Source organism: Mangrovivirga halotolerans (genome assembly GCF_026241165.1).
GTDB lineage: Bacteria > Bacteroidota > Bacteroidia > Cytophagales > Cyclobacteriaceae > Mangrovivirga > Mangrovivirga halotolerans.
In genome coordinates this window covers 60,087-85,300 of the sequence record NZ_JAPFQN010000007.1, presented here as the reverse complement: position 1 = coordinate 85,300, position 25,214 = coordinate 60,087, and the positions used below count along the sequence as shown (strand labels likewise).

General features: G+C 36.3%; 24 protein-coding genes. 16 read left to right on the top strand and 8 right to left on the bottom strand.

Going from position 1 to position 25,214, the window contains the following annotated elements:
• A complete protein-coding gene (gene aroA / locus OO013_RS14065) occupies positions 1 to 1,221 on the bottom strand; it encodes a 3-phosphoshikimate 1-carboxyvinyltransferase (RefSeq protein WP_266057564.1) in 1,221 nt (406 codons plus the stop codon).
• A 102-nt stretch (positions 1,222 to 1,323) separates the two neighbouring features.
• On the opposite strand from aroA, the gene OO013_RS14060 reads away from it, so the two are divergent.
• Positions 1,324 to 1,557 carry a YtxH domain-containing protein gene (locus tag OO013_RS14060; protein WP_266057563.1) on the top strand — a complete coding sequence of 78 codons (234 nt, stop codon included), beginning with the start codon at positions 1,324 to 1,326 and terminating at the stop codon, positions 1,555 to 1,557.
• Here OO013_RS14060 and aroB read toward each other — a convergent pair.
• Positions 1,539 to 2,615 (bottom strand): 3-dehydroquinate synthase, encoded by a 1,077-nt coding sequence (gene aroB / locus OO013_RS14055; protein WP_266057562.1) that lies wholly within the window; start codon positions 2,613 to 2,615, stop codon positions 1,539 to 1,541. The genes OO013_RS14060 and aroB overlap by 19 nt on opposite strands.
• A complete protein-coding gene (locus tag OO013_RS14050; RefSeq protein WP_266057561.1) occupies positions 2,605 to 3,699 on the bottom strand; it encodes a bifunctional 3-deoxy-7-phosphoheptulonate synthase/chorismate mutase type II in 1,095 nt (364 codons plus the stop codon). The genes aroB and OO013_RS14050 overlap by 11 nt, the downstream gene beginning before the upstream one ends.
• Before the next feature lie 97 nt (positions 3,700 to 3,796).
• Here OO013_RS14050 and OO013_RS14045 point away from each other — a divergent pair, with 97 nt between their 5' ends.
• From OO013_RS14045 to lysS, 3 genes are all read left to right on the top strand, one after another.
• Entirely contained in the window at positions 3,797 to 4,969 is a 1,173-nt protein-coding gene (locus OO013_RS14045; protein ID WP_266057560.1) for a proline dehydrogenase family protein, read from the top strand.
• Between the two features lie 3 nt (positions 4,970 to 4,972).
• Positions 4,973 to 5,944: an ABC transporter ATP-binding protein gene (locus OO013_RS14040; protein ID WP_266057559.1), complete on the top strand. Its 972-nt coding sequence runs from the start codon at positions 4,973 to 4,975 to the stop codon at positions 5,942 to 5,944.
• A gap of 122 nt (positions 5,945 to 6,066) precedes the next feature.
• On the top strand, positions 6,067 to 7,806 hold the full coding sequence (gene lysS, locus OO013_RS14035; protein ID WP_266057558.1) for a lysine--tRNA ligase: 1,740 nt from the start codon (positions 6,067 to 6,069) through the stop codon (positions 7,804 to 7,806).
• Between the two features lie 69 nt (positions 7,807 to 7,875).
• Here the strand turns inward: lysS and OO013_RS14030 are convergent, their stop codons facing one another.
• Complete coding sequence (locus OO013_RS14030; RefSeq protein WP_266057557.1) at positions 7,876 to 10,593, bottom strand: putative LPS assembly protein LptD; 2,718 nt, start codon at positions 10,591 to 10,593, stop codon at positions 7,876 to 7,878.
• Positions 10,594 to 10,678: 85 nt separating this feature from the next.
• On the opposite strand from OO013_RS14030, the gene OO013_RS14025 reads away from it, so the two are divergent.
• The 4 genes from OO013_RS14025 to OO013_RS14010 all read left to right on the top strand — a co-directional run bounded on the left by OO013_RS14025 (position 10,679) and on the right by OO013_RS14010 (position 15,011).
• The gene (locus tag OO013_RS14025) at positions 10,679 to 11,461 is read left to right on the top strand and encodes an N-acetylmuramoyl-L-alanine amidase family protein (RefSeq protein WP_266057555.1); all 783 of its coding nucleotides are present in this window, start codon (positions 10,679 to 10,681) and stop codon (positions 11,459 to 11,461) included.
• Positions 11,462 to 11,530: 69 nt separating this feature from the next.
• Positions 11,531 to 12,463 carry an MlaD family protein gene (locus OO013_RS14020; RefSeq protein ID WP_266057554.1) on the top strand — a complete coding sequence of 311 codons (933 nt, stop codon included), beginning with the start codon at positions 11,531 to 11,533 and terminating at the stop codon, positions 12,461 to 12,463.
• 63 nt (positions 12,464 to 12,526) lie between these two features.
• Positions 12,527 to 14,152, top strand: a complete 1,626-nt coding sequence (locus OO013_RS14015; RefSeq protein ID WP_266057553.1) for an acyl-CoA carboxylase subunit beta — start codon at positions 12,527 to 12,529, stop codon at positions 14,150 to 14,152.
• Between the two features lie 13 nt (positions 14,153 to 14,165).
• The gene (locus tag OO013_RS14010; RefSeq protein ID WP_266057552.1) at positions 14,166 to 15,011 is read left to right on the top strand and encodes a transglutaminase-like domain-containing protein; all 846 of its coding nucleotides are present in this window, start codon (positions 14,166 to 14,168) and stop codon (positions 15,009 to 15,011) included.
• Here OO013_RS14010 and OO013_RS14005 read toward each other — a convergent pair.
• Positions 15,008 to 15,658 (bottom strand): 4'-phosphopantetheinyl transferase family protein, encoded by a 651-nt coding sequence (locus tag OO013_RS14005; protein ID WP_266057550.1) that lies wholly within the window; start codon positions 15,656 to 15,658, stop codon positions 15,008 to 15,010. The genes OO013_RS14010 and OO013_RS14005 overlap by 4 nt on opposite strands.
• 26 nt (positions 15,659 to 15,684) lie before the next feature.
• Between OO013_RS14005 and OO013_RS14000 the strand changes: the two genes are divergently transcribed.
• Genes OO013_RS14000 through OO013_RS13975 form a run of 6 tightly spaced genes read left to right on the top strand, consistent with a single transcriptional unit; the run spans position 15,685 to position 21,684 of the window.
• Positions 15,685 to 16,590, top strand: coding sequence for a WD40 repeat domain-containing protein (locus tag OO013_RS14000; protein WP_266057549.1), 906 nt, complete (start codon positions 15,685 to 15,687; stop codon positions 16,588 to 16,590).
• A gap of 48 nt (positions 16,591 to 16,638) precedes the next feature.
• Positions 16,639 to 17,601, top strand: coding sequence for a DivIVA domain-containing protein (locus tag OO013_RS13995; protein ID WP_266057548.1), 963 nt, complete (start codon positions 16,639 to 16,641; stop codon positions 17,599 to 17,601).
• A 2-nt stretch (positions 17,602 to 17,603) separates the two neighbouring features.
• Entirely contained in the window at positions 17,604 to 17,972 is a 369-nt protein-coding gene (gene folB, locus OO013_RS13990) for a dihydroneopterin aldolase (RefSeq protein WP_266057547.1), read from the top strand.
• On the top strand, positions 17,959 to 18,828 hold the full coding sequence (locus OO013_RS13985) for a ChaN family lipoprotein (protein WP_266057546.1): 870 nt from the start codon (positions 17,959 to 17,961) through the stop codon (positions 18,826 to 18,828). Before folB ends, OO013_RS13985 begins: the two co-directional genes overlap by 14 nt.
• A 53-nt stretch (positions 18,829 to 18,881) precedes the next feature.
• Positions 18,882 to 19,955, top strand: coding sequence for a ferredoxin--NADP reductase (locus tag OO013_RS13980; RefSeq protein WP_266057545.1), 1,074 nt, complete (start codon positions 18,882 to 18,884; stop codon positions 19,953 to 19,955).
• A 1-nt stretch (position 19,956) separates the two neighbouring features.
• A complete protein-coding gene (locus tag OO013_RS13975) occupies positions 19,957 to 21,684 on the top strand; it encodes a M3 family oligoendopeptidase (RefSeq protein WP_266057544.1) in 1,728 nt (575 codons plus the stop codon).
• A gap of 46 nt (positions 21,685 to 21,730) precedes the next feature.
• On the opposite strand, the gene OO013_RS13970 is transcribed toward OO013_RS13975, so the two are convergent.
• From OO013_RS13970 to OO013_RS13960, 3 genes are read right to left on the bottom strand one after another with little or no spacing between them, the layout of a single operon-like run.
• Complete coding sequence (locus OO013_RS13970; protein WP_266057543.1) at positions 21,731 to 22,210, bottom strand: response regulator; 480 nt, start codon at positions 22,208 to 22,210, stop codon at positions 21,731 to 21,733.
• Between the two features lie 24 nt (positions 22,211 to 22,234).
• Positions 22,235 to 22,834: a hypothetical protein gene (locus OO013_RS13965; RefSeq protein WP_266057541.1), complete on the bottom strand. Its 600-nt coding sequence runs from the start codon at positions 22,832 to 22,834 to the stop codon at positions 22,235 to 22,237.
• Between the two features lie 2 nt (positions 22,835 to 22,836).
• Positions 22,837 to 23,361 carry a DUF7935 family protein gene (locus OO013_RS13960; RefSeq protein WP_266057539.1) on the bottom strand — a complete coding sequence of 175 codons (525 nt, stop codon included), beginning with the start codon at positions 23,359 to 23,361 and terminating at the stop codon, positions 22,837 to 22,839.
• 137 nt (positions 23,362 to 23,498) lie between these two features.
• Between OO013_RS13960 and OO013_RS13955 the strand changes: the two genes are divergently transcribed.
• Together OO013_RS13955 and purB are read left to right on the top strand one after the other, a co-directional pair.
• Positions 23,499 to 23,810: a HesB/IscA family protein gene (locus OO013_RS13955; RefSeq protein WP_266057538.1), complete on the top strand. Its 312-nt coding sequence runs from the start codon at positions 23,499 to 23,501 to the stop codon at positions 23,808 to 23,810.
• Positions 23,811 to 23,867: 57 nt separating this feature from the next.
• Positions 23,868 to 25,211 (top strand): adenylosuccinate lyase, encoded by a 1,344-nt coding sequence (purB, locus tag OO013_RS13950; RefSeq protein ID WP_266057537.1) that lies wholly within the window; start codon positions 23,868 to 23,870, stop codon positions 25,209 to 25,211.
• Positions 25,212 to 25,214: the final 3 nt, after the last annotated feature.

The window sequence follows — 25,214 nt, the reverse complement described above, 5'->3', positions numbered from 1 at the left end:
TTAACCTTGCTTTATTTCAAAACCTGCTTTCCGCATATGATCCCAGAAATTTGGGTATGACTTAGCCACGACATTTCCATCAGCGATATTCACATTAAGCCTGGTAGCAAGAGGAGCAAAGGCCATTGCCATCCTATGGTCATCATAAGTTTCAATATGTACTACTTCAGGTATCTCTGAACTCGGAGTTAATAGCCATTCACCTTTGTTCTCTTCCATTTTTGCACCTAATTTACCCAGCTCATTTTGCAAGGCCTGAATCCGATCAGTTTCTTTTATCCTGAGGCTTTCGAGTCCTGACAGATGGCATTGCACTCCTTTAGCTGCGCATACAACAGCTACGGTTTGTGCCAGATCAGGGCAATCAGAAAAGTCAATATGGATAACGTCGTCATGATCACACTTTGAAAGGTTAACACCATCATCAGAGAATTCAGACTTTACCCCCAGGCTTTTCATAATAGCAGTAATGACCCTGTCCCCCTGAAAGCTTTTTTGACGAAGGCCCTTTAAAAAAATCGATGACTCGTCAGCCAGAGAAACTATACTAAACCAGTAACTTGCTCCCGACCAGTCACTTTCAATTTCATAATTGCGTGGTTGATATTTTTGATGTGGAATCTTTATTGTATTGTCTGTCCACTCTGCCTTAACTCCATAATGATTCATTAGCCCTAGAGTCATTTCGACATAGGGCCTGCTGCCAAGTTTACCTGTAATATTAACTGTAAGACCTTCGGGTAATACTGGAGCGATCATCAATAATGCTGAGATATATTGCGAACTAATGTCTCCTTTTATTGAAATCTCATTTTTTGACTGCCCTTTGAAAGGCTTGATTTGTAAAGGAGGATACCCTTCTTCATTAAGGTAATCTATATTGCAACCGATAGACCTTAAAGCATCCACTAATATTCCTATTGGCCTCTGGCACATTCTTTCAGTGCCGGTAAGAGTTACTTCTCTCTCATGAATGGCCATATATGCAGTAAGAAATCTCATAGTAGTACCAGCATCAATTACGTCAAGAGTTGATTCTTCTGAGTTTAGTAGCCTCTTCATTGTTTGTGTATCCCTCGCAGCTGAGAGATTACTGATCGTATCATCTGCATTGGCAAGTGCCTCAATTATTAATGCCCTGTTACTTTCACTTTTACTGGCAACTGGTTTTATTTCAACAGAAGGCAAAAGTTTCTTCTTTTCTATTTTAAGGCTTGGCATGATTAAGTTTTTGTTAATTTATATTTTCAATTCAACAATTTCGGCACGGTTTTCGTATATTATAAGTAATTAAATATTAGTTTAACTTTTAATTTTAAGCCTATGAAAACATCTATTACCGGAAAATTTTTTACCCTCATAGCCGGAGCTGCAATTGGTACAACAATCGGTTTTTTAATTGCTCCAGGTAAAGGAGATGAAACCAGAAGGTCATTACTCTACAAAGTGAAAATTTTAAAATCTAATATTAATGCTCTTACTGGTGTCAAAGAAGTTGATTCAAGAAATTATGCTGAATCAAACGATCCTTCAGACAATCAACTTTTAGGAGTTTGATCTGAAAATCTCGAAATCAACTGCATATAATTTTCAACTGCAATTCTTACTTCTTTTAAGCTGACAATTTCATCAAATGTGCTTTCTCCAATATTGTTTAAAAGCACAAAGGATATTTTATTGCCCTTATTTTTTTTATCGTGAACACAATTGTTTACAATTTTGTCTATTGCCTTTTCAGGAATATGTAAGGGTCTGAATGTGTTTAGTATATAGTTACTTATATCGCTAAAATCATTTTTTGATAACCCGCTAAATTTAGTACTCAGGTCTGCTTCTATAATCATACCTGCAGCAATCGCTTCACCATGCAGACAGGCATTGTCGCCGTAATTTTCTAGGAACCAGCTTTCAATCGCATGACCAATTGTATGGCCGAAATTCAATATTTTTCTCAATCCTTTTTCAGTAGGATCATTAGAAACTACTTCACCTTTAATTCTTATAGCATTTAAGGTAATTTCAGACCAGTCTTTTACATTCAAAGGATCAATTTTTTTTATTTTTTCCCACCAGGCAGAATCAGCAATTAACGCATGCTTTACAACCTCGGCATAGCCCGATAGCAATTGTCTTTCTGGCAAAGTCTGGAGAAAATTATTATTGATGAAAACCTGATCAGGGTCACGAAATAACCCGATATGATTTTTAAGTCCGTTATAATCAATACCAAGTTTTCCCCCGATTGAAGCATCAACCTGAGATAAAAGGGTAGTGGGTATATTAATAAAATATATTCCCCTTTTATAAGTAGAAGCACAAAATCCACCCATATCACCGATAACACCTCCGCCAAGGTTTATCAACAGAGATTTTCTATCAGCATTTTCTTTGGTAAGTTCATTCCATATCAAACAACAAGTGTTAAGTGTTTTGTTGGATTCTCCGGATTGAATCTTTATTATTTTTGCATCAAAATCAATTTTAATCTTCGAAAGGCAATGCTTTTCTGTGTTTTCATCTACCAGAATAAAAACCTTACTGACTTCTTTATTCCTGATGAAAGAATTTACAGAGTCATTTAAGGGAGATTCAATTTTTATATAGTTAGGAATCATTACTATCCTCCTTTTTATTCATTATACGCGTTTGGGTTTTTATTGACTCAGTGTGAAGCAGCTTAACCAATTCTTTTACAAAATCTGAATTTAACCCCAGTGCTTCGCCCCATTTTTCACGAGATCTATAAACCTCATCCCACCTTTTAACCTGGAAAACTGCTACATTATTTTCTTTTTTATAATCTCCTATTTTTTCTACCAGCCTGATTCTATTTGCTATTGCTTCGAGAAGCTCTCTGTCAGATTGATCTATCCGTCCTCTTAGATCTTCAAGTTTATTAGTAAAAGACTCATCGTCAGTGTTAGGAATTCTGGTATTTAAAACCTGTATTATTTCTTTTAATTGTTGTGGAGAAACTTGTTGCTTAGCATCACTCCATGCCTGGTTCGGATTGCGATGAGTTTCAATCATTAATCCATCATAATTCAGGTCAAGCATTTTTTGAGACAGATCATAGATCAGATCTCGTTCTCCAGCTATATGGCTTGGATCACCAATCATTGGTATTTGCGGCATTAATCTTTTTAACTCTATTGGTAATTGCCACATTGGTTCATTTCTGAATTTCGATTGTTGAAAACTACTAAAACCACGGTGTATCGCACCTATTCTTTCAATACCTGCGCCAGCAATCCTTTCTATGGCACCTTGCCATAAAGCAAGATCCGGATTAATAGGATTTTTAATTAATACCGGAATATCAACTCCTTTTAATGAATCAGCTATATCCTGAACAGTAAATGGGTTGACGGTTGATCTTGCGCCTATCCACAGAATATCTATGTTATGTTTTAAAGCCTCTTCAACGTGCTGGGGATTGGCAACCTCTATTGCAAATTCTACATTTAATTCATTTTTAACAGATTCAATCCATTGAAGGGCCTCCGTACCAATTCCCTCAAACGAGTTAGGTCTTGTTCTGGGTTTCCATACACCTGCCCGCATTACATTGATACCTAACTGTTTGATTTGTTTACAAGTGTCCAGAAGCTGGTCCTCAGTTTCAGCACTACACGGACCCGATATGATTAAAGGTTTGTTGGTTTTACTTCCCCACGTTTCAATTGGCTTTATATCCATAACCTTTTTTTATAAATTGATTAATTTTTACTTACTTATAAACACTATTTCACAGCAACAGGTTTTATCTTTGCAACGAATTTTAATATCGGTTTCCATGAACGAACTTTCATTCGAAAATACCGCAGTAGCTTTCAGTCATAAAGATGATGCTGAATTAAAGAAGTCTTACCTTATTTTTAAGGCCATGAATTACCCCTGGTTGGTAAAAGTAGGTACTTTTTTTATGAAATCCGCAATTAAATTGCATTTTCCTGTTAAGCCTTTCATTAAATGGAATGTTTTTCAACAATTTTGTGGAGGAGAATCAATTAAAGATTGTGAGGATACCATTAATATGCTTAAGAGCAGAGGAGTCGGAACGATATTAGATTATTCTGTTGAAGGCGAAAAGTCAGAAAAAGGATTTGAAGCTACCACAAGAGAAATATTGAAAACCATCGATCGTTCTGCTGGTTCTGAAGAAATTCCTTTTTCGGTTTTTAAAGTAACAGGCATAGGTTCATTTGATCTGTTAGCCAAAATACAAGCAGGAGGGAAGCTTAGTGCTAAAGAAGAGGAGTCCTATAAGAAATTCAGAGAAAGATTTCACAGAATATGTAAGTATGCTTACGATAATAACGTTAGAATTTTAATAGATGCAGAAGAAACCTGGATTCAGGATGTAATCGATGAACTTGCGTATGAAATGATGGCGCTGTTCAATAAGGAAAAAGTGGTAGTTTATAACACTTACCAAATGTATTGCCGGGCATCATTAAAAAATCTTAAAGATGCATATCACGATGCTACGATGCACCAGTATTGGCTGGGAGCTAAGTTAGTCCGCGGTGCTTATATGGAAAAAGAAAGAGAAAGAGCTGAAGAAAAGGGTTATCCTGACCCAATACAACCTTCAAAGGAGGCGACTGATCAGGACTTTAATAAAGCTCTGAAATTTTGCACTGATAATAAGCAACGGATAGCTGTGATCTGTGGTTCTCACAATGCCTATAGTAATGCTTTACTGACTGAATTAATGGATAAGCATAGTGTAAAGCACGATGATGAAAGATTTTATTTTGCTCAATTGTACGGTATGAGTGATCATATTTCTTTTAATCTTGCTGAACGCGGATTTAATGTTGTTAAATATGTCCCTTATGGCCCTGTTCAATCAGTAATGCCATACCTTGTACGAAGAGCAGAAGAAAACACTTCGATTGCAGGTCAGTCTAGCAGGGAATACATGCTTGTAAGTACTGAAATGAAAAGAAGAAATAACCAGTAAATTTTGGCGCAATTTTCATTTAAGAATATATCTAAAGTCTATTTTGGTGAAAATACGCCAGCTGTAAATAATGTTAGCTTAGAACTGGAAGAAGGAGAAGTTGTAGGGGTGATCGGCCCTAGTGGTTCAGGTAAATCTACGTTAATAAAACTTATAGGAGGTTTTATTCCCTCTGATGAAGGTGAATTCTTCTATGAAAATAAAAACTTACCACCGGTAGAGGATCTTTTAATACCTGGATTTGAAGGGGTTAAATACTTACGACAAGACTTTAAACTTGATCCCAACGATACAGTAGGCAGAAGGTTGAAATTTGCTCTGCGTCATTATGATGAGGATTTTGCTGAAGAAAGATATACCGAGCTCATTGAATTAACGCAACTAGGTGGCTTTGAAAATAAATTATGTAAACTTCTGAGTGGAGGACAAAGACAGAGGCTTGCACTAGCTGTATCTATTGCCGAATTCCCGGAATTGTTATTAATGGATGAACCATTTAGTCAGCTAGACAGAGGAAATAAACTCAGGCTGATTAATGCACTCAGGGATTATCTAAGTGAAAATAATATTTCTTCAGTGATAGTAACTCATCATCCGGAGGAACTATTTGGCCTTGCTGACAGAATTATTGTTCTACGAGAAGGGCAAATAATTCAGGAGGGAAGTTCAAATGAGGTTTATTTTAACCCTAATCATAAAATTACAGCTGAATTATTTGGTCCTGTGAATTGGTTCCCAAACGGGGCAGAAAAGAATTATGGCTGGCGATGGGAGGATACTTTTTTATATTCAAGTAGTAAAGACGGATTAAAAGAAGCCACGGTAAAAGATTTATCTTTTGCTGGGAAGACTAATTTATACACTTTGAAAATGGACGAAAGTATCCTTCATGCCTATAGCGAAAAGAAGTTTGCAAACGGGCAAATCGTCTGGGTAGATTTCGATAAAAGTAAGAAGTTGAATGTCAGGATTTAGATGATAGGAGGCCTGAATCAAGAGTTTTCTTTATTGGTTGTAACAAATATTATACTTTCAGGGTTCAATTTCATTGAATCTTATTTAATTTTGCATTTTTAATAACAAAAAAGATATAATCCATGCAGTTAAGTGAGCAGGAAACCGTACGCAGGCAAAAGCGCGAAGCTTTGATTAAGAGTGGAATAAATCCTTATCCATCAGAATTGTTTGAAGTGAATGTTACAGCTAAAGACATTCATGAGAACTATGAGAAGAATAAAACTGATTATAAGAATATCTCCATTGCCGGTCGATTAATGTCTCGTCGAATAATGGGCTCAGCCTCATTTGCTGAACTGCAGGATTCAACCGGGAGAATTCAATTATATTTCAGGAGGGATGATATCTGTCCTGGTGATGATAATTCATTATATAATGATGTCTTTAAGAAAATGACAGACATCGGTGATATAATTGGTATCAAAGGTTATGTGTTCACAACTCAAACAGGTGAATTAACTATTCATGTTACTGACTTTAAGTTGTTGACAAAAAGTTTAAAACCTCTCCCTATAGTTAAAGAAACTGAAGACGAGTCAGGAAACAAAAAGGTATACGATGCTTTTTCTGATCCTGAGACAAGATACAGACAACGGTATGTTGACCTGATAGTAAACCCTGAAGTTCGCGATACTTTTATTAAAAGGACACAGATGGTAAATAGTATCAGAACTTTCCTTTCAAATAAAGGATACCTTGAAGTTGAAACTCCGATTCTTCAACCATTATATGGCGGAGCGGCAGCCAGACCTTTTAAGACTCATCACAATACTCTTGATATGACTCTTTACTTGCGAATAGCAAATGAGTTGTATTTAAAAAGACTTATTGTAGGTGGCTATGACGGAGTCTTCGAATTTGCTAAGGACTTCCGTAATGAAGGAATGTCCCGTTTCCACAACCCTGAGTTTACCCAGGTTGAGCTTTACGTAGCTTATAAGGATTACAACTGGATGATGGATCTAGTTGAGGAAATGGTAGAAAAGGCAGCCCTCGATATGCATGGAACAACTGCTGTCAAGGTTGGGAAAAATACCATTGACTTCCAGCGTCCATGGAAGAGATATACAATGTTTGAGTCAATAGAAGAATTTACAGGCATTGATATTTCGGAGATGGAAGAAGATCAGCTTCGTGATACAGCTAAAAAATTAAGTATTGATATTGATGATTCAATGGGTAAAGGCAAGCTGATCGATGAGATCTTTGGTGAAAAAGTTGAGCCTCACTTAATACAGCCAACATTTATTACTGATTATCCAATTGAAATGTCACCTTTGGCTAAAAAACATTCAGAAAAAGAAGGGCTGGTTGAGAGATTTGAGGCGATTTGTAATGGGAAGGAGATTTGTAATGCATTCTCTGAGTTAAATGATCCAATTGATCAAAGAGAACGTTTCGAAGCTCAACTAGAGCTTGGTAAGCGTGGTGATGATGAGGCGATGGTATTGGATGAAGATTTCCTAAGGGCTCTTGAGTACGGAATGCCGCCAACTGCTGGTTTGGGAATTGGAATTGACAGGCTGGCAATGATCATGACTAATTCAGATTCCATTCAGGACGTATTATTCTTCCCTCAGATGAAGCCTGAGAAGAAACCAGAAGTAGCAACAGAAAAAGATTATGTTGAAATAGGTGTGAGAGAGGAATTAATTCCGATTTTACAGAACCTAGGTTTTACTACACTTGATAAAATAAAAGAAGCTAATCCGAACAAACTTTTTAATGACGTTTGCGGAACACGGAAAAAGTTGAAGCTTAAAGACGTGAAGAATCCTTCAAAAGAAGAAGTGGAAGGCTGGATTAGTGCAGTGAATTAATTATAGAAGATAAATTAATAATAAAAAAGGCTATCAATTTGATAGCCTTTTTTATTGAGTAGTTTTTTATTAAAAGTTAAATGAAGGGTTATCTCTGAAGTTTCTATTTCTCGTGATCTTAAGATCCTGAAGCATACTTGATCTTACGCGAATTTCGAAATTAAAGGATTGGAAAGTTCCAAACGGTACCCAGGTTACATTCATCATCCAGCAGTGTAGATTCCTATTGATTCCGATAGTAGTTTGAGAGAATTCATTTCTACGAAAGTCATATCCGGAACTGAAGTTTATTTTCCAGTTTTCTGTTAAGTTAAAATCACCACTAAAGCGGACGTTTTGTGAAATCTGGGCTTCTTCAAATCCTCGCTTTGTGTAGGAGAGGTTGTAGTTGATCCGGAGATTCCAGGGTATACTCCAATCCAGATATAGATCCGGGTTAGCATTTATTCGATCAACAGTTTCCCTCAATTCAGGATTTTCACCGGCAATTTCATCTAATTCATCACGTCTCTCATTATCACTTTCCCGCCCCTTTCCATTCAGGTTGGTCGATAAGGCCAAACTTGCCGATGTTAACTGACCGATCCCTCTTCCTTCATTCCAGGCATATTTATCAACTTTGTTTTGTTGCACTCTTCCATCTTCACCCACACCAGTGAGTTCATATACATAAGGATCTATTCTAAATGGAATATTAAGACTTAGCTTTCTATTGAACAGAGAGGTTCGAAAGCTAAAATTGAACGTATTGAGATTAAAGGAATCGAGAGCAAAGTTATACCCTGTATTAAAACTGAAGTTTTCTATTAAAGGTATTTTTTCATATGGATTTTCACTCGTTGAATCATTTTTATCCAACACTTTTCCTTCGACGGTATTTGTCAGGCTAAAACTAAGATTTTGGCTTTCTCCACGAGACCCTCCGCCATACGCATAATTCTGATATTTAGATAAAACTTGAGGTTCTTCCTGATTAGGGACATCAACATATTGGTAAAAGCCATATTTTTCCTCTCCAAAGTCAGGAGAATAACTATACGATAAAGCCGGAGCCATAATATGTCGAATAGCCTGAATTTTAGATCCTTGTTTGAATTGATAGGTTCCGTAAATCCTGGTATTCAAAGATGCACTTGTTGAGTAATTATAAACTCTGTTAAATCCAGATGACGTATCTGAAGCAACTACTCTATTGAGATTTTCATTGTATTTATATTCTAAGCTGCTGAAATACCAGATTTCAGAATAATTAAATGAAGGGTTAAGAGTAAAATGTCTGAAAATTCTGGCAGACGTACCAAAAGGTATAGTATGACGAATGCCGTTTTTGGCTCTTTCAATAAAAAACGGCATGTTTTCACTGTTAAACGGTAAAATAGTGTCTCCTTCCATACTGAAGTATTCACCTTCAACCTTGTTTGTTATTCTATTTGTTGCCGCCATATTGTATGATACAGAGGCCGACCCTAGTAATCCTCTTGATGAATTTATAAGAGATCTAAAGGGGAAGATTCGGTTCATACCAAAACTTAGATCCGGAAATTGCAGATCTACTTCTTTTGTCTGAACGTTTTGATTATACCTGGCTGATGCAGATAAGTTAAATGGAGAATTAGGAAAGACAGTAGAAAAGGTTACAGCTGAGTTAAAGGTTGCCCTGGTATTTAAGTTTGGATTTAACTCATTGTTCTGGTTATAAGTAGAAGTACCGGCGTTAACACTTGCAGAAAACCTGCTATTGCCTTTTGATTGAGGTGAATGGTTCCACCTTAACCAAAAATCTTTTGTAACTGACGTGTCACCCTCAATTCCAGATGTTAATCTGTTGTAGGTGAAATCTAAATTACCATTATAGGCATATCTCTTTTTATATGATGTTGCTGCTCTGGCTCCCATACTGCCTTTTGAATAAACTTCAGCAGTTAAAGAAAGCTTTACATACTCACTTATATTAAAATAATATCCAAAATCACGGACAAAGAACCCTCTTCTTCTTTCCTCACCAAAAGTTGGAAAAATGACGCCTGAAGTTCCGTCACTTTTTGTTTCAGTATCCGGGAACATTCCAAAAGCAAATCCAAGAGGAGTTGGGACTCCCATAAAATTTAAGTTGAAAGGACCAGAAATGACCTTATCATTAGGTATTACTTTTATCTCCCTGGAAGATATATAATAGTGAGGTTCGATATGATTACAAGTTGTATATTTAGTTTTACTGATAAATATCTCGTCCTCTTCATTTTTATACATTTCCTTTCCGTGCATAATAGCTTCGCCTTGTTTAGTAACAATCCCTTCAACTATTGCCCTTTCGGTCTGGAAGTTATATTTTAGTTTGTTGACATAGTAAGTTTGAGATCCCTCATTAAATACGGGCTGTCCCAAAATTTTTCCGGTTGAATCTTCAACACCTTCGGCAGAAAGTGATTGTTCTTCATAGTCAATTACTATGCGATCTGCTTCAAGTCTTATATCTTCGTAAGTGATCCAGGCATCATTGTATAAATAAACCTTATTGCTTATAATATCCATGATGGTTGAATCTTTGGCAAAGTATTTGATTTCTCCTGACAAACCGGATGGATTTGACACAAGAGAGTCGTTCAGGCTAACTTGCAAAGTGTCTGAAGAAGCCGGAGGTACAGTATCCGGATCGACTACAATATCAGTGGGTGCAGGAATCCTGTCAGACTGATCACGAAGTGAATCTGTATTAACTTCACGATCCTGAGAGAAAACACTGAAAGTTGATAATAATAAGAATATGTAAAAAAATCTCGTTATCAAATAAGCGGGTGATTTTTTATTCTTTGATGAAAAATTTACAATTTTGCGTAAAGTTATGCGATTCAGCAAAAACAACAGTACAATAGTGAAAAATAATATACTATTATTCAGCATTTGTTTCATTTTATTTTTTGGTTCGTTTATTCCATTGGACAGAGCCGAGAATAAAATTGATGTTATAGTTATTGATGCAGGTCACGGAGGTAAAGATCCGGGTACCCATGGTCAGATTTCTAAAGAGAAAAAAGTCGCGCTCGAAATAGCGCTCAAACTTGGTGCCACAATTGAAGAATATCTGGAAGGAGTGAGAGTTATTTACACACGTAATAACGATTCCTTTCTTGAGCTTTATCAAAGGGCTGAATTAGCTAATAGAAATAATGCTGATCTTTTTGTGTCTATTCATTGTAATTGGGTGGGTAATCCCAGAGTGCATGGAACTGAAACTTATGTTATGGGACTACATAAGTCAGAAAGCAATATGCAAGTTGCAAAAAGAGAAAATGAAGCTATTCTATTTGAAGATAATTACCAGGAAAACTATGAAGGGTTTGATCCTAATTCACCTGAAAGCGCAATACTTTTCTCACTTTACCAGGATGCTTACCTGGAGAATAGTTTAAAATTAGCTGAGAGAATAGAAACACAATTTTCTAAAAGGGCAGGACGCAGAAGCCGGGGAGTTAAACAAGCAGGTTTTGCAGTACTTTGGAGAACATCAATGCCTTCAGTATTAGTAGAAACCGGTTATTTAAGTAACCAAAAGGAAGAAAAGGAGTTAAACAAAGAGCTGATTCAGGAATACATCGCTTCCGGTATATTCCGTGCAGTTAGAGACTATAAAGAGGAGATTGAGTCAAGAAATTAGTGATTGTCTTGCAAAGAGTGAAGAATAGACTCAACTTTATAACAACTTATGCTTTAAAATAAAAAGCCAGTGAAAATATCAAAAGAATTAAAAGTAGGACTTTTAGCTGTAGTTGCCTTAGCGTTATTTTATTACGGCTTTAATTTTTTAAAAGGAATAGATTTTTTCTCTTCAACAAATCAATATCATGTTGTTTATGAAAACATCGAAGGATTGACTGTTTCAAACCCTGTACTGATAAACGGCTTTACAGTTGGAAGAGTAAGTGAAATTAATCTACTACCGGAAAGACGCAATGAAATTGCTATTACTATTGATGTAGATAAAAATATTCCGGTCGGAGATTCTACTGTTGCAGAGATAATTTCCAATGACCTGTTAGGAAGTAAAGCAGTAGAATTGAAGCTAAAAAAGGAATCTGGCTACTTCGAGGATGGAGACACCTTATATGGCTCCGTTCAGGAAAATCAAATTGCTGAATTACAAAAGAAAGTTCTTCCAGTTATGGATGAATTCAAACAACTTTCTTTGGAATTTCAGGCTACAGCACGGAAAGTTAGAGAGAGCCTTGATACTTTTGAGACTACTGCAAATACAGCAACATTAGAATTGAGTCTTACAGCACCGGAAATCAGGAGAACACTTGTTGAATACAGAAAACTTTCAGATAAATTATCTGATGAAGAAAAAGGGCTTCCAAAGGTTATTGCTAACCTGTCAGAATTAAGTCAAAACCTGAATGATGCCAATTTAAAGGCAACCGTAGATTCTGCTAATGTGGCATTAAGTAGTTTTAATAAAACAATGGCGAAAATAAATGAAGGGGAAGGTTCGCTCGGTAAGTTACTCAATGAAGACTCTGTTTATAACAACCTTAACACATCTTTACAGAATCTAGATAGTTTATTAAAACATATGAATTACTATCCTAAACACTTTTTTGGTCCTTTAGGAAAAAAGCATAAAAAGGTAGTCAGAGATCTCGAAAAAGCCCAAGATTAATTCTTACCCTAACAACTGTTAGCTTTAATAGGTTTTGCTTAAATTACGCAAAATCATTAACCCATGGACATAACTTTTAATAAAAACGAAGATCAAAACAAACAACTAGTAAGTACTTTAAACCGTCGCCTCGAGAAAGTTAAGTTAGGAGGGGGTAAAAAGCGGATAGAAAAGCACCATGCTAAAGGTAAGTTGACCGCCAGAGAAAGAATAGACTATCTGAGGGATGATGATACAGAATTTTTAGAAATAGCAGCATTTGCCGGAGAAGGGATGTATGAAGAAGAGGGAGGTTGTCCTTCAGGAGGTGTTGTAACTGGGATAGGATATGTCGAAGGTCGTCAATGTGTTTTAGTGGCTAATGATGCTACAGTTAAAGCAGGCGCATGGTTCCCGATCACTGCAAAAAAGAATTTAAGAGCTCAGGAAGTAGCAATGGAAAACAGGCTTCCTATCATTTATCTTGTTGATAGTGCTGGTGTATACCTGCCAATGCAGGATGAAATCTTTCCGGATAAAGAACACTTCGGCAGACAATTTAGAAATAATGCAAAAATGAGCGCAATGGGAATTGTGCAGATTGCTGCTATTATGGGATCTTGTGTTGCCGGCGGAGCATATCTTCCTATAATGTCTGATGAAGCTTTAATAGTGGATAAAACAGGATCAATTTTCCTGGCAGGTTCTTATCTGGTTAAAGCAGCTATAGGTGAAGATATTGATAATGAAGAGCTCGGTGGAGCGACTACTCACTGCGAAATCAGCGGAGTGACTGATAATAAATATCAGACGGATGAAGAATGTCTGGATGCCATAAAAAGAATCATGGATAAAATCGGTAAATTTGATAGTGCCGGTTTTAGCAGGAAAGAATCTGCCCAGCCTGAAGAACCTGTTGAAAACATGTATGGTTATTTTCCTTCAGACCGAACAAAGCCTTATGATGTTCGCAACATTATAAAGTGTCTGGTTGATAAGTCAGAATTTGACGAATATAAGGAATTGTATGGTAAAACTATCGTATGTGCAACTGCCAGAATTGATGGTTGGTCAGTAGGGATTATTGCAAACCAGCGTCAGATAGTAAAGACGAAAAAAGGTGAGATGCAGATGGGAGGAGTGATCTATTCTGATTCTGCTGATAAAGCCGCACGATTTATTATGAACTGTAATCAACGTAAGATACCTTTGGTGTTCTTACAGGATGTAAGTGGGTTCATGGTAGGGAGTAAAGCTGAGCATGGAGGAATAATTAAAGATGGGGCAAAAATGGTGAATGCCATGGCTAATTCTACAGTGCCTAAGTTTACAATTATTATGGGTAATTCTTACGGAGCCGGTAATTATGCAATGTGCGGAAAAGCTTATGATCCACGATTAATTTATGCCTGGCCTTCTGCACAGATAGCTGTAATGAGTGGTGCTTCTGCTGCAAAAACACTTTTGCAAATCAGGGTTTCAGCATTAAAAGCTGCAGGAAAAGAAATTACTGATGAAGAAAAGGATAATTTACTGAAGGAAATCACTGATCGATATAATAGTCAGTTAAGTCCTTATTATGCCGCATCAAGAATTTGGGTAGATGGAATAATAGACCCTGCCGAAACTAGAAAGGTAATTTCCATGGGTATAGAGGCTGCTGATCATGCTCCGGTTGAAAAATTCAATGTTGGAGTACTGCAGACCTGATTAAACTGTTGGTATGGAAGAAAAAGAACTGAAAGCATTAGTGTCTCTTCTGGATGAAGAGGATGAAAGTATTTTAGGTCATGTAGAGCAAAAGATCCGATCACTTGGTGATCGGATTATTCCTGTATTGGAAAAAGAATGGGAAAGAAATCTCAATCCGGTAGTACAGGAAAGAATCGAAAATATAATTCATTCTCTTCAATTTGAGAATCTAAAGATAAAACTTACCGAGTGGTCAGAAGAGGAGGAGCCCGAATTGCTCGATGGACTTTTTCTGGTAGCCAAATATCAATATCCGGATCTGGAATACCAATTGCTTACTGACAAGCTTAATGACATCTACCTGGATACCTGGTTGCTTTTTAAAGATAATATGCATTACTATGATCAGATCAGGACACTGAACAGCATATTTTTTAATAAATACAAATTTTCCGGCAACACTAAAAACTTTCATTCGCCCACGAATAGTTTTATCAATGCAGTTTTAGAGTCAGGAAAGGGTAATCCAATATTACTTTGCTCTATTTACATGATAGTTGCCAACAGGTTAAATATTCCGCTTTATGGAGTTAACTTACCCAATCTGTTTATCCTAATGTACAAGAATAAGCAGACGGAATTTTATATTAATGTATTTAACAGGGGGCTAATCTTCAGAGAGGAAGATATTGATAATTATCTTGAAAATATTCATGTGCCTAAAAAGCCAGAATACTATCAGCCTTGTACTAATAAAGATATTATAAAAAGGGTATTGAGAAATTTGATCATGGCCTTCGAAAGCTTAGAGGATCATGAAAAGACTGAAGAGGTAAGAGAATTGCTTCAAATTTTCATGCCGTTGCCCGGCCTCTAAAAAGGATCTGCTTTTTCCCTGATTGTATAAGTTACAATTTCATCATTGCTGAAGAAAAAGTGTACTTTCATTAGTTCACTCATTTTTCCTTTTACAATCCGAGCTGTAATGATGCCTTTATTGTAATCAATTCTGATCAGATCAATATCATCTTTTAATGAAAGGCTTTTTCTACCGTAAGCTTTGTATATAGATTCTTTTGCTGACCAGGCAAGGGTCATTAATTCGAGATTTTCACAATAGATATTTTTTTCCTCACTGGTTAAAAATTTATTTTCAACCCTGTATAATTGCTCTCTGGGCTTTTCGATATCTATTCCTACAGATGCATGAGGATGTATAAGCAAACCAGCCTGGGTTTTAGAATGGGTATAACTTATGCCTCCTTTAAAACCCGGGAGGTGTGGTTTACCATATTCATCTTTTATTACAGGTGAATATTTTATATCAAATTTACTGCAAGCTTCAAATAAAAGGTTTCTTATAGTTAACCATTCTCTTTTCCTTTGCGTAGTTTTCAGTGAGGAAAGAATTATTTGATCATTGGATGAATTGACTGATTCGTGATCATTGCTGTTTAAATCATCTAATAGTCTGATAAACAGAAAAGAGTTCTTACCTATATTTTTTACATTTGTGTCTGACATTTGAGCAGAATAATAAATTAAAATTAATGTCGAAAGTTCAAGTATCCAAAGTTCACACATTTAAGGGCCATAAAGATTGTATTTATGCACTTGAAGATCTGGGAGACGGCCATCGGTTCGTATCGTCGGGTGGAGATGGAATGATTGCTGAATGGGATATAAGAGATCCCGACAAAGGAAAGCTTATAGCTAAGGTCAACAGATCTGTATATGCTTTACATAAAAATGAGGATCGCCTTGTAATAGGAGAAAATTTTGAAGGAATACACATTGTTGATCTTCAAAGTAAAAAAGAAATTGGATCTTTGAAATTATCTTCAGCCGCATATTTTGATATTCAATCTTTTCAGGGCAATTTTATAGTGGGAGACGCCGATGGGACGATTTTCATTATAGATGGAGATAATCTTTCGGTAGTGAAAACTATAAAAGAATCTCAGAAAAGTGTACGAGCTATCTCTATTTCTGAAAAAAGAGGAGAAATGGCAGTTGGATATAGTGATAATCACATTAGAATTTTTTCTTTGGAAGATTTTGAGTGTCTTTATTCGTATTTGGCACACGACAATTCAGTGTTTACCGTTGAGTATTCAGAAGAAGGGGATAAATTGATTAGTGGAGGAAGGGATGCGAAAATCAAGGTATGGGATGCTCTAGAGGGATATGAACTACAAGAAGAAGTTGTGGCACATATGTACACAATTAATAATCTTGCCTATAGAGCGGATTTTAAATATTTTGTATCGGCTAGTATGGATAAATCCATTAAAGTCTGGGATGCATCAGAAATGAAACTTTTAAAAGTTATCGATAAGGTACGACATGCAGGGCATGGAACTTCAGTAAACAAGCTTTTATGGCTGCCTGAAACTGATTTGGTAGTCTCTGCCGGTGATGATAGAATTGTTTCTATTTGGGAATTATCTCTATAATAGTTAATATTGATTATTTGATTTTTTATAATTTTTAATAGATCGCGGATGAAAGTTACACCATTAGAAATACGCCAGAAGACTTTTGAGAAAAAGCTCAGGGGATATGACAAAGAAGAGGTACAGGCGTTTTTACTTTCACTTTCTCAGGAATGGGAGAAGGTAATTGAAGAAAACCGCGAACTGCGGATCAAACTTCAGACGTCCGAGAAGGAGGTGGAAAAATTAAGGGAGGTGGAAGAATCACTTTTCAAAACCCTTAAGACAGCCGAAGATACCGGAGCCAACGTCATAGAGCAGGCTAACAAGCAGGCAGACCTTAATGTTCGCGAATCACAGTGGAAAGCTGAATCTATTATCAATGAGGCAAAAGGAAAGGCGAAAGATTACCTTATCGATGCTGAAAATAAAGCTAAATACATTCTTGATGATATGCTGGAAGAGCTGCGTAAGCTGGAGAAAAATTACAGCATTCTCAAAGGATATAAAAATGATCTGTTAACCGAGATCAAATCCATCTCAAATGAAATTGCCAATAAGGTATCCAGAATAGAACAAAGTGGTGAAAAGGATATTGATAAGGCGATTAGAGATGCTAAGGAAGAGGTCAGGTCTCTAAGGCCTGCAAATGACATCATCAGAGATGTTCTTTCTTCAGAAGGAGGCACAAAGAATACAAAATTTAAGCCTGATGACTCTGCTGGTAACCCTGAAAGTGATAATGAAGCTGTAGCCAGAAAGCTTGAAGAAGAACGGAAAGCAATAGAGGAAGAGGCTGAGCGATTAAGATTGGAAGCAGAAAGACAAAAAGAAGAGGCTGAGGTAGCGAAGAAAAAAGAGGAAGAGCTCCTGAGACTTAAGGAAGCTGAAGAACGAAAAAAAGCTGAAGCGGCTAAATTGATTAAGGAGCAGGAAGAGAAAAAGGCCAAAGCTGAAAAAGAAAGAAAAAGCAGAGTATCATCTGATCAAAATGATTCTGGTGAAGGGTCATTTTTTGATAATCTGGATTGATAATGGGATTTATATCATTAGAAGGAATAGAGTTTTTCGCTTATCATGGCTATTATGATGAGGAAAGACGTATCGGAAATAAGTATTCAGTAGATATTACGGTAGAAGTTAATTTCAGAGATGCTGCAGAGCATGATAAATTAGCAGAGACGTTAGATTACGAAGATCTATATAAAATAATCCGGGACGAAATCAACATTCCCTCAAAATTGCTTGAACACATCTGTAAACGGATAATCGATAGTGTATTTACCCGTTTTGCAAAGTCCACTTCTGTAGAAGTCAGCATCTCAAAATTCAATCCGCCGATCGGTGGTGTGTGCCAACGAGCCAGAGTTACAATGAAAAGAAATCGGGATGAGATCAATTAAGTTAGCACTATTTCTTGTATCAATATCTTTTTTTTCCTTTTCTGCTTTTTCACAGGAATATCAATTTGAACTTTTTAAAGCATACGATAGTAACGGCAATCAGGTTAAAATCAGTGATAAAGTAGAAAATATTAAAAGTTCCGATGTGGTTTTCTTTGGAGAGTTACACAATCAGGCTGTATCTCATTGGTTGTCTCTTCAAATATTAAAATTACTTCCTGAAGATGGCCTGGCCGCAGGTTTTGAAATGTTTGAGACCGATCAGCAAATCTTCCTGAATGAATTATCGAGAGGTATAATAAAAGCTGAAAAGCTAAAGGATGTAACTCACATATGGCCAAATTATGAAACTGATTATGCCCCACTGGTAAACTATTGTATAGAAAACGATATTCAGTTATTGGCAACAAATGTACCCCGAAGGTATGCATCCATTACTGCAAAAGTAGGATTAGATTCTCTGTCTAAGCTTGAGATTCCTTCGATATACCTTCCTCAATCAAATTTTGATTTGCCTCAGGATTATGTAACCTATGATCAGATCAAAAATATGGGAGGGCATGGTATGAACATGGAATTCTTTGTTCAAGCCCAGGCTATCAAAGATTATACAATGGCCACAATAATTTCCAATGCTCTAAATTCTGGAGTAAAAAAGGTTTTTCATCTAAATGGGTCTTTTCATTCAACCAAATTTGAAGGAATCGTTGGCTTTTTGACAAACATAAACCCTGATATTTCCGTTTTCACTGTTGAGGTAGTAATTCAAGACAACCTTGCAGAATTAAATGAGGAAAACAAAGGGAAAGCTGACCTTATCATAGTTTTGCCTTCAGATTCTCCGGTAACTTACTAACCGGTAAAAAATCATTTTTATATTTTTGTATCCATAATTAATTAATGACCAATATGGTATTTGGATTATTTAAAAAGAAAAAGAAAAAACATTCAGGTCCGGATTATGTGGATCTGACAGTAAAAGATATTATAAAAGAAACGCCTGATGCGATCACTATCGTTTTCAATGCTCCGGATATGGATTATAAGCCAGGGCAATTCTTAACTTTGATTAGTGATATAAATGGAGAAGAAGTAAGGCGATCTTATTCACTTTGCACCTATAAAGAAATCGACGAATATCCTGCTGTTACTGTTAAAAGAGTACAAGGCGGAAAGATGTCAAATTACCTAAACGAAGCACTTCACGTAGGTGATGAAATTACTGTAATGAAACCCAAAGGTCATTTTACAGTGGAGACAGATCAAGCAAATGGTCGTCATATCGTATTATTTGGAGCTGGAAGTGGAATAACTCCATTGAAGGGTATTGCCTCCCAGGTATTAGAAGATGAGCCAAATTCAACTGTCTCACTAATCTATGCTAACAGAAACCAGGAATCCATCATTTTTAAAAATGCCTGGACAGAAATGCTAGCAAAATATGACAGCCGATTGAGCATCAGTCATATTTTGGAGGAGCCATCTGATAATTTCAACGCAAGAACTGGGCTGCCTTCAAAAGAGATGCTTGTTGAACTTGTGAACGATCTGGGGGGGGAAGATCCCGCATATTATTTTATGTGTGGACCGGCTCCTTTTATGGAAAAAGTTGAAGAGGCACTGGAAGAGCTTAATGTTTCAAAGGATATCATTAAGAAAGAAAGCTTTACTCCTGCAAAGAAAAAGGAAATTGAAACTGACCAGTCTGTTAAAAGAACTGTAATAGTTATTATAGATGATGAAGAACATGAGGTAACGGTTCAACCCGGGCAGAGCATACTTGAAGCAGGATTGATAATGGATCTTGATATGCCTTTTAGCTGCCAAAGTGGAATGTGTACTGCTTGCAGGGCTAAGTGCCTGAACGGAAAAGTTTCAATGGAAGATAGTGACGCTCTGACGGACGAGGAATTAGAAGAAGGATATGTGCTTACTTGTGTAGGTCATCCTGAAACAGATGATGTAAAACTGGAATTTGATTAAAATGATTGATACAACGAATACAACTAATAAACCTGGAAGATATTTCCTGCCACAGGAACTGAAGGTAAACAGCTGGGATGAAATAAAACCATTTTTCGACAACCTGGTTGAGAGAGAGATTGGAACAGAAGAAGATTTGAGAAAATGGTTTCGAGACAGAAGTGAGTTAGAAGCTGTTATTTCGGAAAACCTTGGGTGGAGGTATATAAGGATGACTACTGATACATCCAATGAAGAGTATGTGGAAGATTATAAAAATTTCATTCAAAATATCCAACCACATATTTCCCCCTATTCTGATAAGCTTAATAAGAAAGCTGTAGAAAGCGAATATCTTAAGAAGATAGAAAAGGATAAAGCATACTTTATTTTATCCAGAGGGATGAAGGAAAGTATTAAGATCTTCAGGGAAGAAAACATTCCACTTCAGACAAAGGCTCAGACTAAATCACAGGAATATGGATCGATCACCGGGGCAATGACAATTGAGCTTAATGGAGAAGAATTAACACTTCAGCAGGCAGGTGATTTTCTATTGAGTCCTGATCGTGATTTACGTGAGAAAGTTTATAAAAAAATTAGCGAGAGGAGGCTTCAGGATAAGTCGAAACTTGATGACATTTTTAATGATCTGATCAACCTTAGAGATCAGATGGGTAAAAATGCTGGGTTTAAAAATTACCGTGATTACAAGTTTTCAGCAATGGGTAGATTTGATTATTCGGTTGAAGACTGTTTTGCTTTTCATGATTCTGTTTCTAAAGAAGTAGTGCCATTATTAAACAAAATGGCAGAAAGACGAAAGGAAACGCTTAATGTCGACCCTCTTAGGCCATGGGATAAGAGCGTAGATCCGGAGGGGAATACACCTTTAAAGCCTTTTGAAGGAGGAGAAGAATTACTTGAAAAAACGATCAAAGTTTTTGACCAGCTTGATCCTTATTTAGGTAAATGCCTGGTTCGAATGAAAGAGATGGGGCATCTGGATCTTGAAAGCAGAAAAGGTAAAGCTCCTGGGGGGTATAATTATCCGTTATCTGAAACCGGGGTTCCTTTTATATTCATGAATGCTACCACCAAATTGAGAGATATGGTGACTCTTTTACATGAAGGAGGGCACGCTGTGCATTCTTTTCTGGCTAATGACCTGGAATTAACCGATTTCAAACATACGCCTTCAGAAGTAGCTGAATTGGCAAGTATGTCAATGGAGCTTTTAACCATGGATCATTGGGATATTTTCTTCACCAATCAAGAAGAATTAAAGCGAGCAAAAAAAGAACATCTAGAACAAATAATCCAGACATTACCATGGGTGGCCACCATAGATAAGTTTCAACATTGGATCTATGAAAATCCTGGTCATACTGTCGAAGAAAGAGATGCGGAATGGGTGAAAATATTTAATGAGTTTGCCGACAATGTAACGGACTGGTCAGGATTAGAAAAATATAGAAAAAACCTATGGCAGAGACAGCTTCATTTATTTGAAGTGCCTTTTTATTATATTGAGTATGGAATGGCTCAATTGGGTGCTGTTGCAGTTTGGAAAAACTTTAAGGAAGACAATAAGCAGGGGCTCAATAATTATAAAAATGCCTTGAAGCTGGGATATACTAAAAGTATACCTGAGATATACGAAGCTGCTGGTGTCTCATTTGATTTTTCATCTGAATATATCAGCGAATTAATGTCTTTTGTAAATGATGAATTGAATAAGATCGTGTGATAAAGTAAATCTACTGAAAAGGGCACTTCAATTGAGTGCCCTTTTTTTATGCAGTAAATATTCCATACAATATCACACCAATTATTATGGCCAAAAGAATCAAGCCGAAGAAAGCATTTACCTTTTTTCTCTGCCCGGTATAATAACTTCTTAGTTTCTTTTCAATTTCAACTCCTGCCTCTTCATTTGCAGTGATTGCTCCTTCTGCACCAGCCTTAATCGATTCTTTAATAATTACTTCATTTGTTCCTTCTTTAAAAAGAACATAAATCGGTAAATTCTTATATTTCTGTCTGATTCGTTTGATCAGATCAATTCCATTTAATCCCTTAATATTAATGTCAGTTACCACAGCCCAGGGGCGAGTGTCATCCAGGTAACTTAACAATTCATTACTTTCAGTAAAAGTCCTGATTTTCCTGAAACCTTTGTCCTCAAGATGCATTTTTATGAGTTCCAGTTTCATCTCCTCATGAGCACCTATAACCAATGGCTGATGTCTTGTGGTTAACATGCTTATTCCCATTACAACTCTGGTTAGTACAAATTATTATTCCGTTGGAATAGTAAATACTCCTCTTTCTTCAGGTTGTGAGCCGTTTTCAATTCCTGCAATTGAATCAGGGTATGCAATTACGATCTCATTATAAACTTTAGTGTGAACATCATGGTCAATGCGAAGCATTAAACGGTTGTTGTTAGCAGCTTCGATACTATCCATAAGAGCTTCTGAATTTTCAGATTTTTCTTCCAGATTAATTTCATCAGCGGCTTCAAACAGCTTCATAGTAAATGCATCAGTCGCTGAATCGTATTCATCTATTTTTTCTGAACTTTTCAATTCTTCTCTAGAATATTGTAAGTCCTTAAGATCTTTAAGATTATTTTTCAGTTCTTCAGCTTTTTCAGCTCCAAGACCATTTTCTTCCATTTTAGTGATCAGTTGGTTCATCAGATCAAACTTATTTTCATCTTCACTGATCATATTTTCCCAGCTACTGTCAGATTTAAATTTTACAGTATTATAAAGGGTATAAACTGAGTCATAATTCACCATGTCCTCAGCTGTATCGTCAGATTTTTTACCGCATGAAGCTGTAAATACTAATATCAATACGATTATCAGAATATTAAAATGTTTTGTTCTCATGGTTAAAAAATTTTCCTTATTTCATTTTTTAATGTAATCATAGCAGAAATTACCGGATTGCTTTCGTCTTGCATACTTTCACTAAGTACAATTTTAGCAAGTTCAAGCCCTGGCGCATTTTTTTCACAACGGCTGGCCGCATCATTAATTGAACTAATCATAAATTCTTTGGCATTTTTGATTTGTTGCCAGGAATCCTCACTCATATAGATTTGTTGAGCCAGATTATGTTGGTATTCATTACTTATCTCATTGATAGCAACATATCTTAACTCATCCGCTGTCAGATCATTTCTGTTAATCCTCGGGAATAAATTGTCTGGAGATATGCGCTCTAAAAATAATGTCATCCTTTCGAAGGCTTGTAATCGAATTGGAAGAGCAGCTTCGGCATTATTTGTCTTGATTTTAAGCTCTTTTTTATCAAGTTCCCTTGCAATAAAAGATTTAGTAGCAAGATACATAGCTGTCAAAACCAATGCTGCAGGGATTGTGATTTTTAAAATATCACCGATAATTCCTTCCATAATTTAAAAATTAAATTAACAAAAACTGAAATATTACGATATAATAATAAAACCTAAAATTATAAAGAAATTTGTATCAGATTGACAATCTGTATGAATTATTACCTTTTTAGTCTTTTTTAAACAGAGGTTGAAGAATGAAAACGATAGAATTTAGTAAATCTGCATTAGCAGAAGTAAAAAATATCATGTCCAAGAAAGGGATTCCTGAGGGATATGGACTCAGGGTAGGAGCGAAAGGAGCCGGATGTGGAGGGATGTCTTTTGCTTTGGGATTTGATAAGAAAAAAGAAACGGATGACCATTTTGATGTAGAAGGCATCCCGGTTTACGTCGAAAAGCGACATGTGATGTATTTACTGGGAATGGTGGTTGATTTTTATGAAGGAAGTGAAGCCAGAGGCTTTCTTTTTTTGAAAAAGGAAGATTTTGAAGGTGAGCTGGTTTAAACTTAATTGAATTGGTTATTTTTGGCTCTTTATAAATTATTCGGATAAGATCACATCATGGAATTAACAGATTTAACTGCAATATCACCTGTAGATGGTAGATACAGGTCAAAAACAGATTCATTAGCTGAATATTTTTCAGAATATGGTCTGATAAAATACAGAGTTAGAATAGAAATTGAATACTTTATCGCTCTTTGTGAACAAAAGGTTCCTCAATTATCTTCTGTAAATGCAGATAAATTTGATTCGTTAAGGTCAATTTATAAAGAATTCACTATTGATGATGCAAAAGCCATTAAAGAAATAGAAAAAACCACTAACCATGATGTAAAAGCTGTTGAGTATCTTATTAAAGAAAAATTTGATGCTTTAGGATTAGAAGATGTTAAAGAGTTTGTTCATTTTGGTCTGACTTCTCAGGATATTAACAACACTGCAATCCCGCTATCTATTAAAGAAGCTCATGAAAGTGTATTGATGCCGGCACTCAATAAAGTAATAGAGTTGATGTCTGGTATTGCAGAAGACTGGAAAGACATATCAATGCTAGCTAAAACTCATGGTCAGCCTGCTTCTCCAACAAGACTTGGTAAAGAGATCCAGGTTTTTGTTTCCCGATTAACAGAACAATTAAAGCAACTAGAAGCAGTACCATTTGCCGCTAAGTTTGGCGGTGCTACAGGTAATTTTAATGCCCATAATGTAGCCTATCCAGGGCAGAACTGGCATGAGTTTGGAAATAAATTCGTAACCGAATACCTGGGGCTTAAAAGAAGTTATCCAACAACTCAAATTGAGCATTATGATCACCTGGCAGCATATTTTGATGCCTGGAAAAGAATTAACACTATACTTCTGGATTTCAGTAAAGATATCTGGCAATACGTCGCTATGAATTACTTTAAGCAGAAGATAAAAAAAGGTGAAGTAGGTTCTTCCGCTATGCCTCATAAGGTCAATCCGATAGATTTTGAAAACGCGGAAGGTAATCTTGGGATTGCTAATTCCCAGCTAATATTTCTCGGCGGTAAATTACCTGTATCAAGATTACAAAGAGATCTTACTGACAGCACAGTTTTAAGAAATGTCGGAGTTCCTTTTGGCCACATACTAATATCACTGGCCTCATTAACAAAAGGTATTGGTAAGTTGGAGTTGAATAAGTCTGCTATTGATCATGATCTTGAAGAAAACTGGGCAGTAGTAGCTGAGGCAATCCAGACCATATTGCGTAGAGAAGGATACCCAAAACCTTATGAAGCACTGAAGTCCTTGACCAGGAAAAATGAAAAGATCACAGAATCAACAATTAAAAGCTTTATTTCAGAATTGAATGTAGATGAGAATATAAAGAAAGAACTAAACGACATAACACCTTTTAATTATACAGGATTATAAACT

What these genes read in the sequence shown, in the direction of transcription:
- aroA (WP_266057564.1), bottom strand. Translation starts at nt 1,221, where the DNA reads ATGCCAAGCCTTAAAATAGAAAAGAAGAAACTTTTGCCTTCTGTTGAA.
- OO013_RS14060 (WP_266057563.1), top strand. Translation starts at nt 1,324, where the DNA reads ATGAAAACATCTATTACCGGAAAATTTTTTACCCTCATAGCCGGAGCT.
- aroB (WP_266057562.1), bottom strand. Translation starts at nt 2,615, where the DNA reads ATGATTCCTAACTATATAAAAATTGAATCTCCCTTAAATGACTCTGTA.
- OO013_RS14050 (WP_266057561.1), bottom strand. Translation starts at nt 3,699, where the DNA reads ATGGATATAAAGCCAATTGAAACGTGGGGAAGTAAAACCAACAAACCT.
- OO013_RS14045 (WP_266057560.1), top strand. Translation starts at nt 3,797, where the DNA reads ATGAACGAACTTTCATTCGAAAATACCGCAGTAGCTTTCAGTCATAAA.
- lysS (WP_266057558.1), top strand. Translation starts at nt 6,067, where the DNA reads ATGCAGTTAAGTGAGCAGGAAACCGTACGCAGGCAAAAGCGCGAAGCT.
- OO013_RS14015 (WP_266057553.1), top strand. Translation starts at nt 12,527, where the DNA reads ATGGACATAACTTTTAATAAAAACGAAGATCAAAACAAACAACTAGTA.
- OO013_RS14010 (WP_266057552.1), top strand. Translation starts at nt 14,166, where the DNA reads ATGGAAGAAAAAGAACTGAAAGCATTAGTGTCTCTTCTGGATGAAGAG.
- OO013_RS14005 (WP_266057550.1), bottom strand. Translation starts at nt 15,658, where the DNA reads ATGTCAGACACAAATGTAAAAAATATAGGTAAGAACTCTTTTCTGTTT.
- OO013_RS14000 (WP_266057549.1), top strand. Translation starts at nt 15,685, where the DNA reads ATGTCGAAAGTTCAAGTATCCAAAGTTCACACATTTAAGGGCCATAAA.
- OO013_RS13995 (WP_266057548.1), top strand. Translation starts at nt 16,639, where the DNA reads ATGAAAGTTACACCATTAGAAATACGCCAGAAGACTTTTGAGAAAAAG.
- folB (WP_266057547.1), top strand. Translation starts at nt 17,604, where the DNA reads ATGGGATTTATATCATTAGAAGGAATAGAGTTTTTCGCTTATCATGGC.
- OO013_RS13985 (WP_266057546.1), top strand. Translation starts at nt 17,959, where the DNA reads ATGAGATCAATTAAGTTAGCACTATTTCTTGTATCAATATCTTTTTTT.
- OO013_RS13980 (WP_266057545.1), top strand. Translation starts at nt 18,882, where the DNA reads ATGGTATTTGGATTATTTAAAAAGAAAAAGAAAAAACATTCAGGTCCG.
- OO013_RS13975 (WP_266057544.1), top strand. Translation starts at nt 19,957, where the DNA reads ATGATTGATACAACGAATACAACTAATAAACCTGGAAGATATTTCCTG.
- OO013_RS13970 (WP_266057543.1), bottom strand. Translation starts at nt 22,210, where the DNA reads ATGGGAATAAGCATGTTAACCACAAGACATCAGCCATTGGTTATAGGT.
- OO013_RS13965 (WP_266057541.1), bottom strand. Translation starts at nt 22,834, where the DNA reads ATGAGAACAAAACATTTTAATATTCTGATAATCGTATTGATATTAGTA.
- OO013_RS13960 (WP_266057539.1), bottom strand. Translation starts at nt 23,361, where the DNA reads ATGGAAGGAATTATCGGTGATATTTTAAAAATCACAATCCCTGCAGCA.
- OO013_RS13955 (WP_266057538.1), top strand. Translation starts at nt 23,499, where the DNA reads ATGAAAACGATAGAATTTAGTAAATCTGCATTAGCAGAAGTAAAAAAT.
- purB (WP_266057537.1), top strand. Translation starts at nt 23,868, where the DNA reads ATGGAATTAACAGATTTAACTGCAATATCACCTGTAGATGGTAGATAC.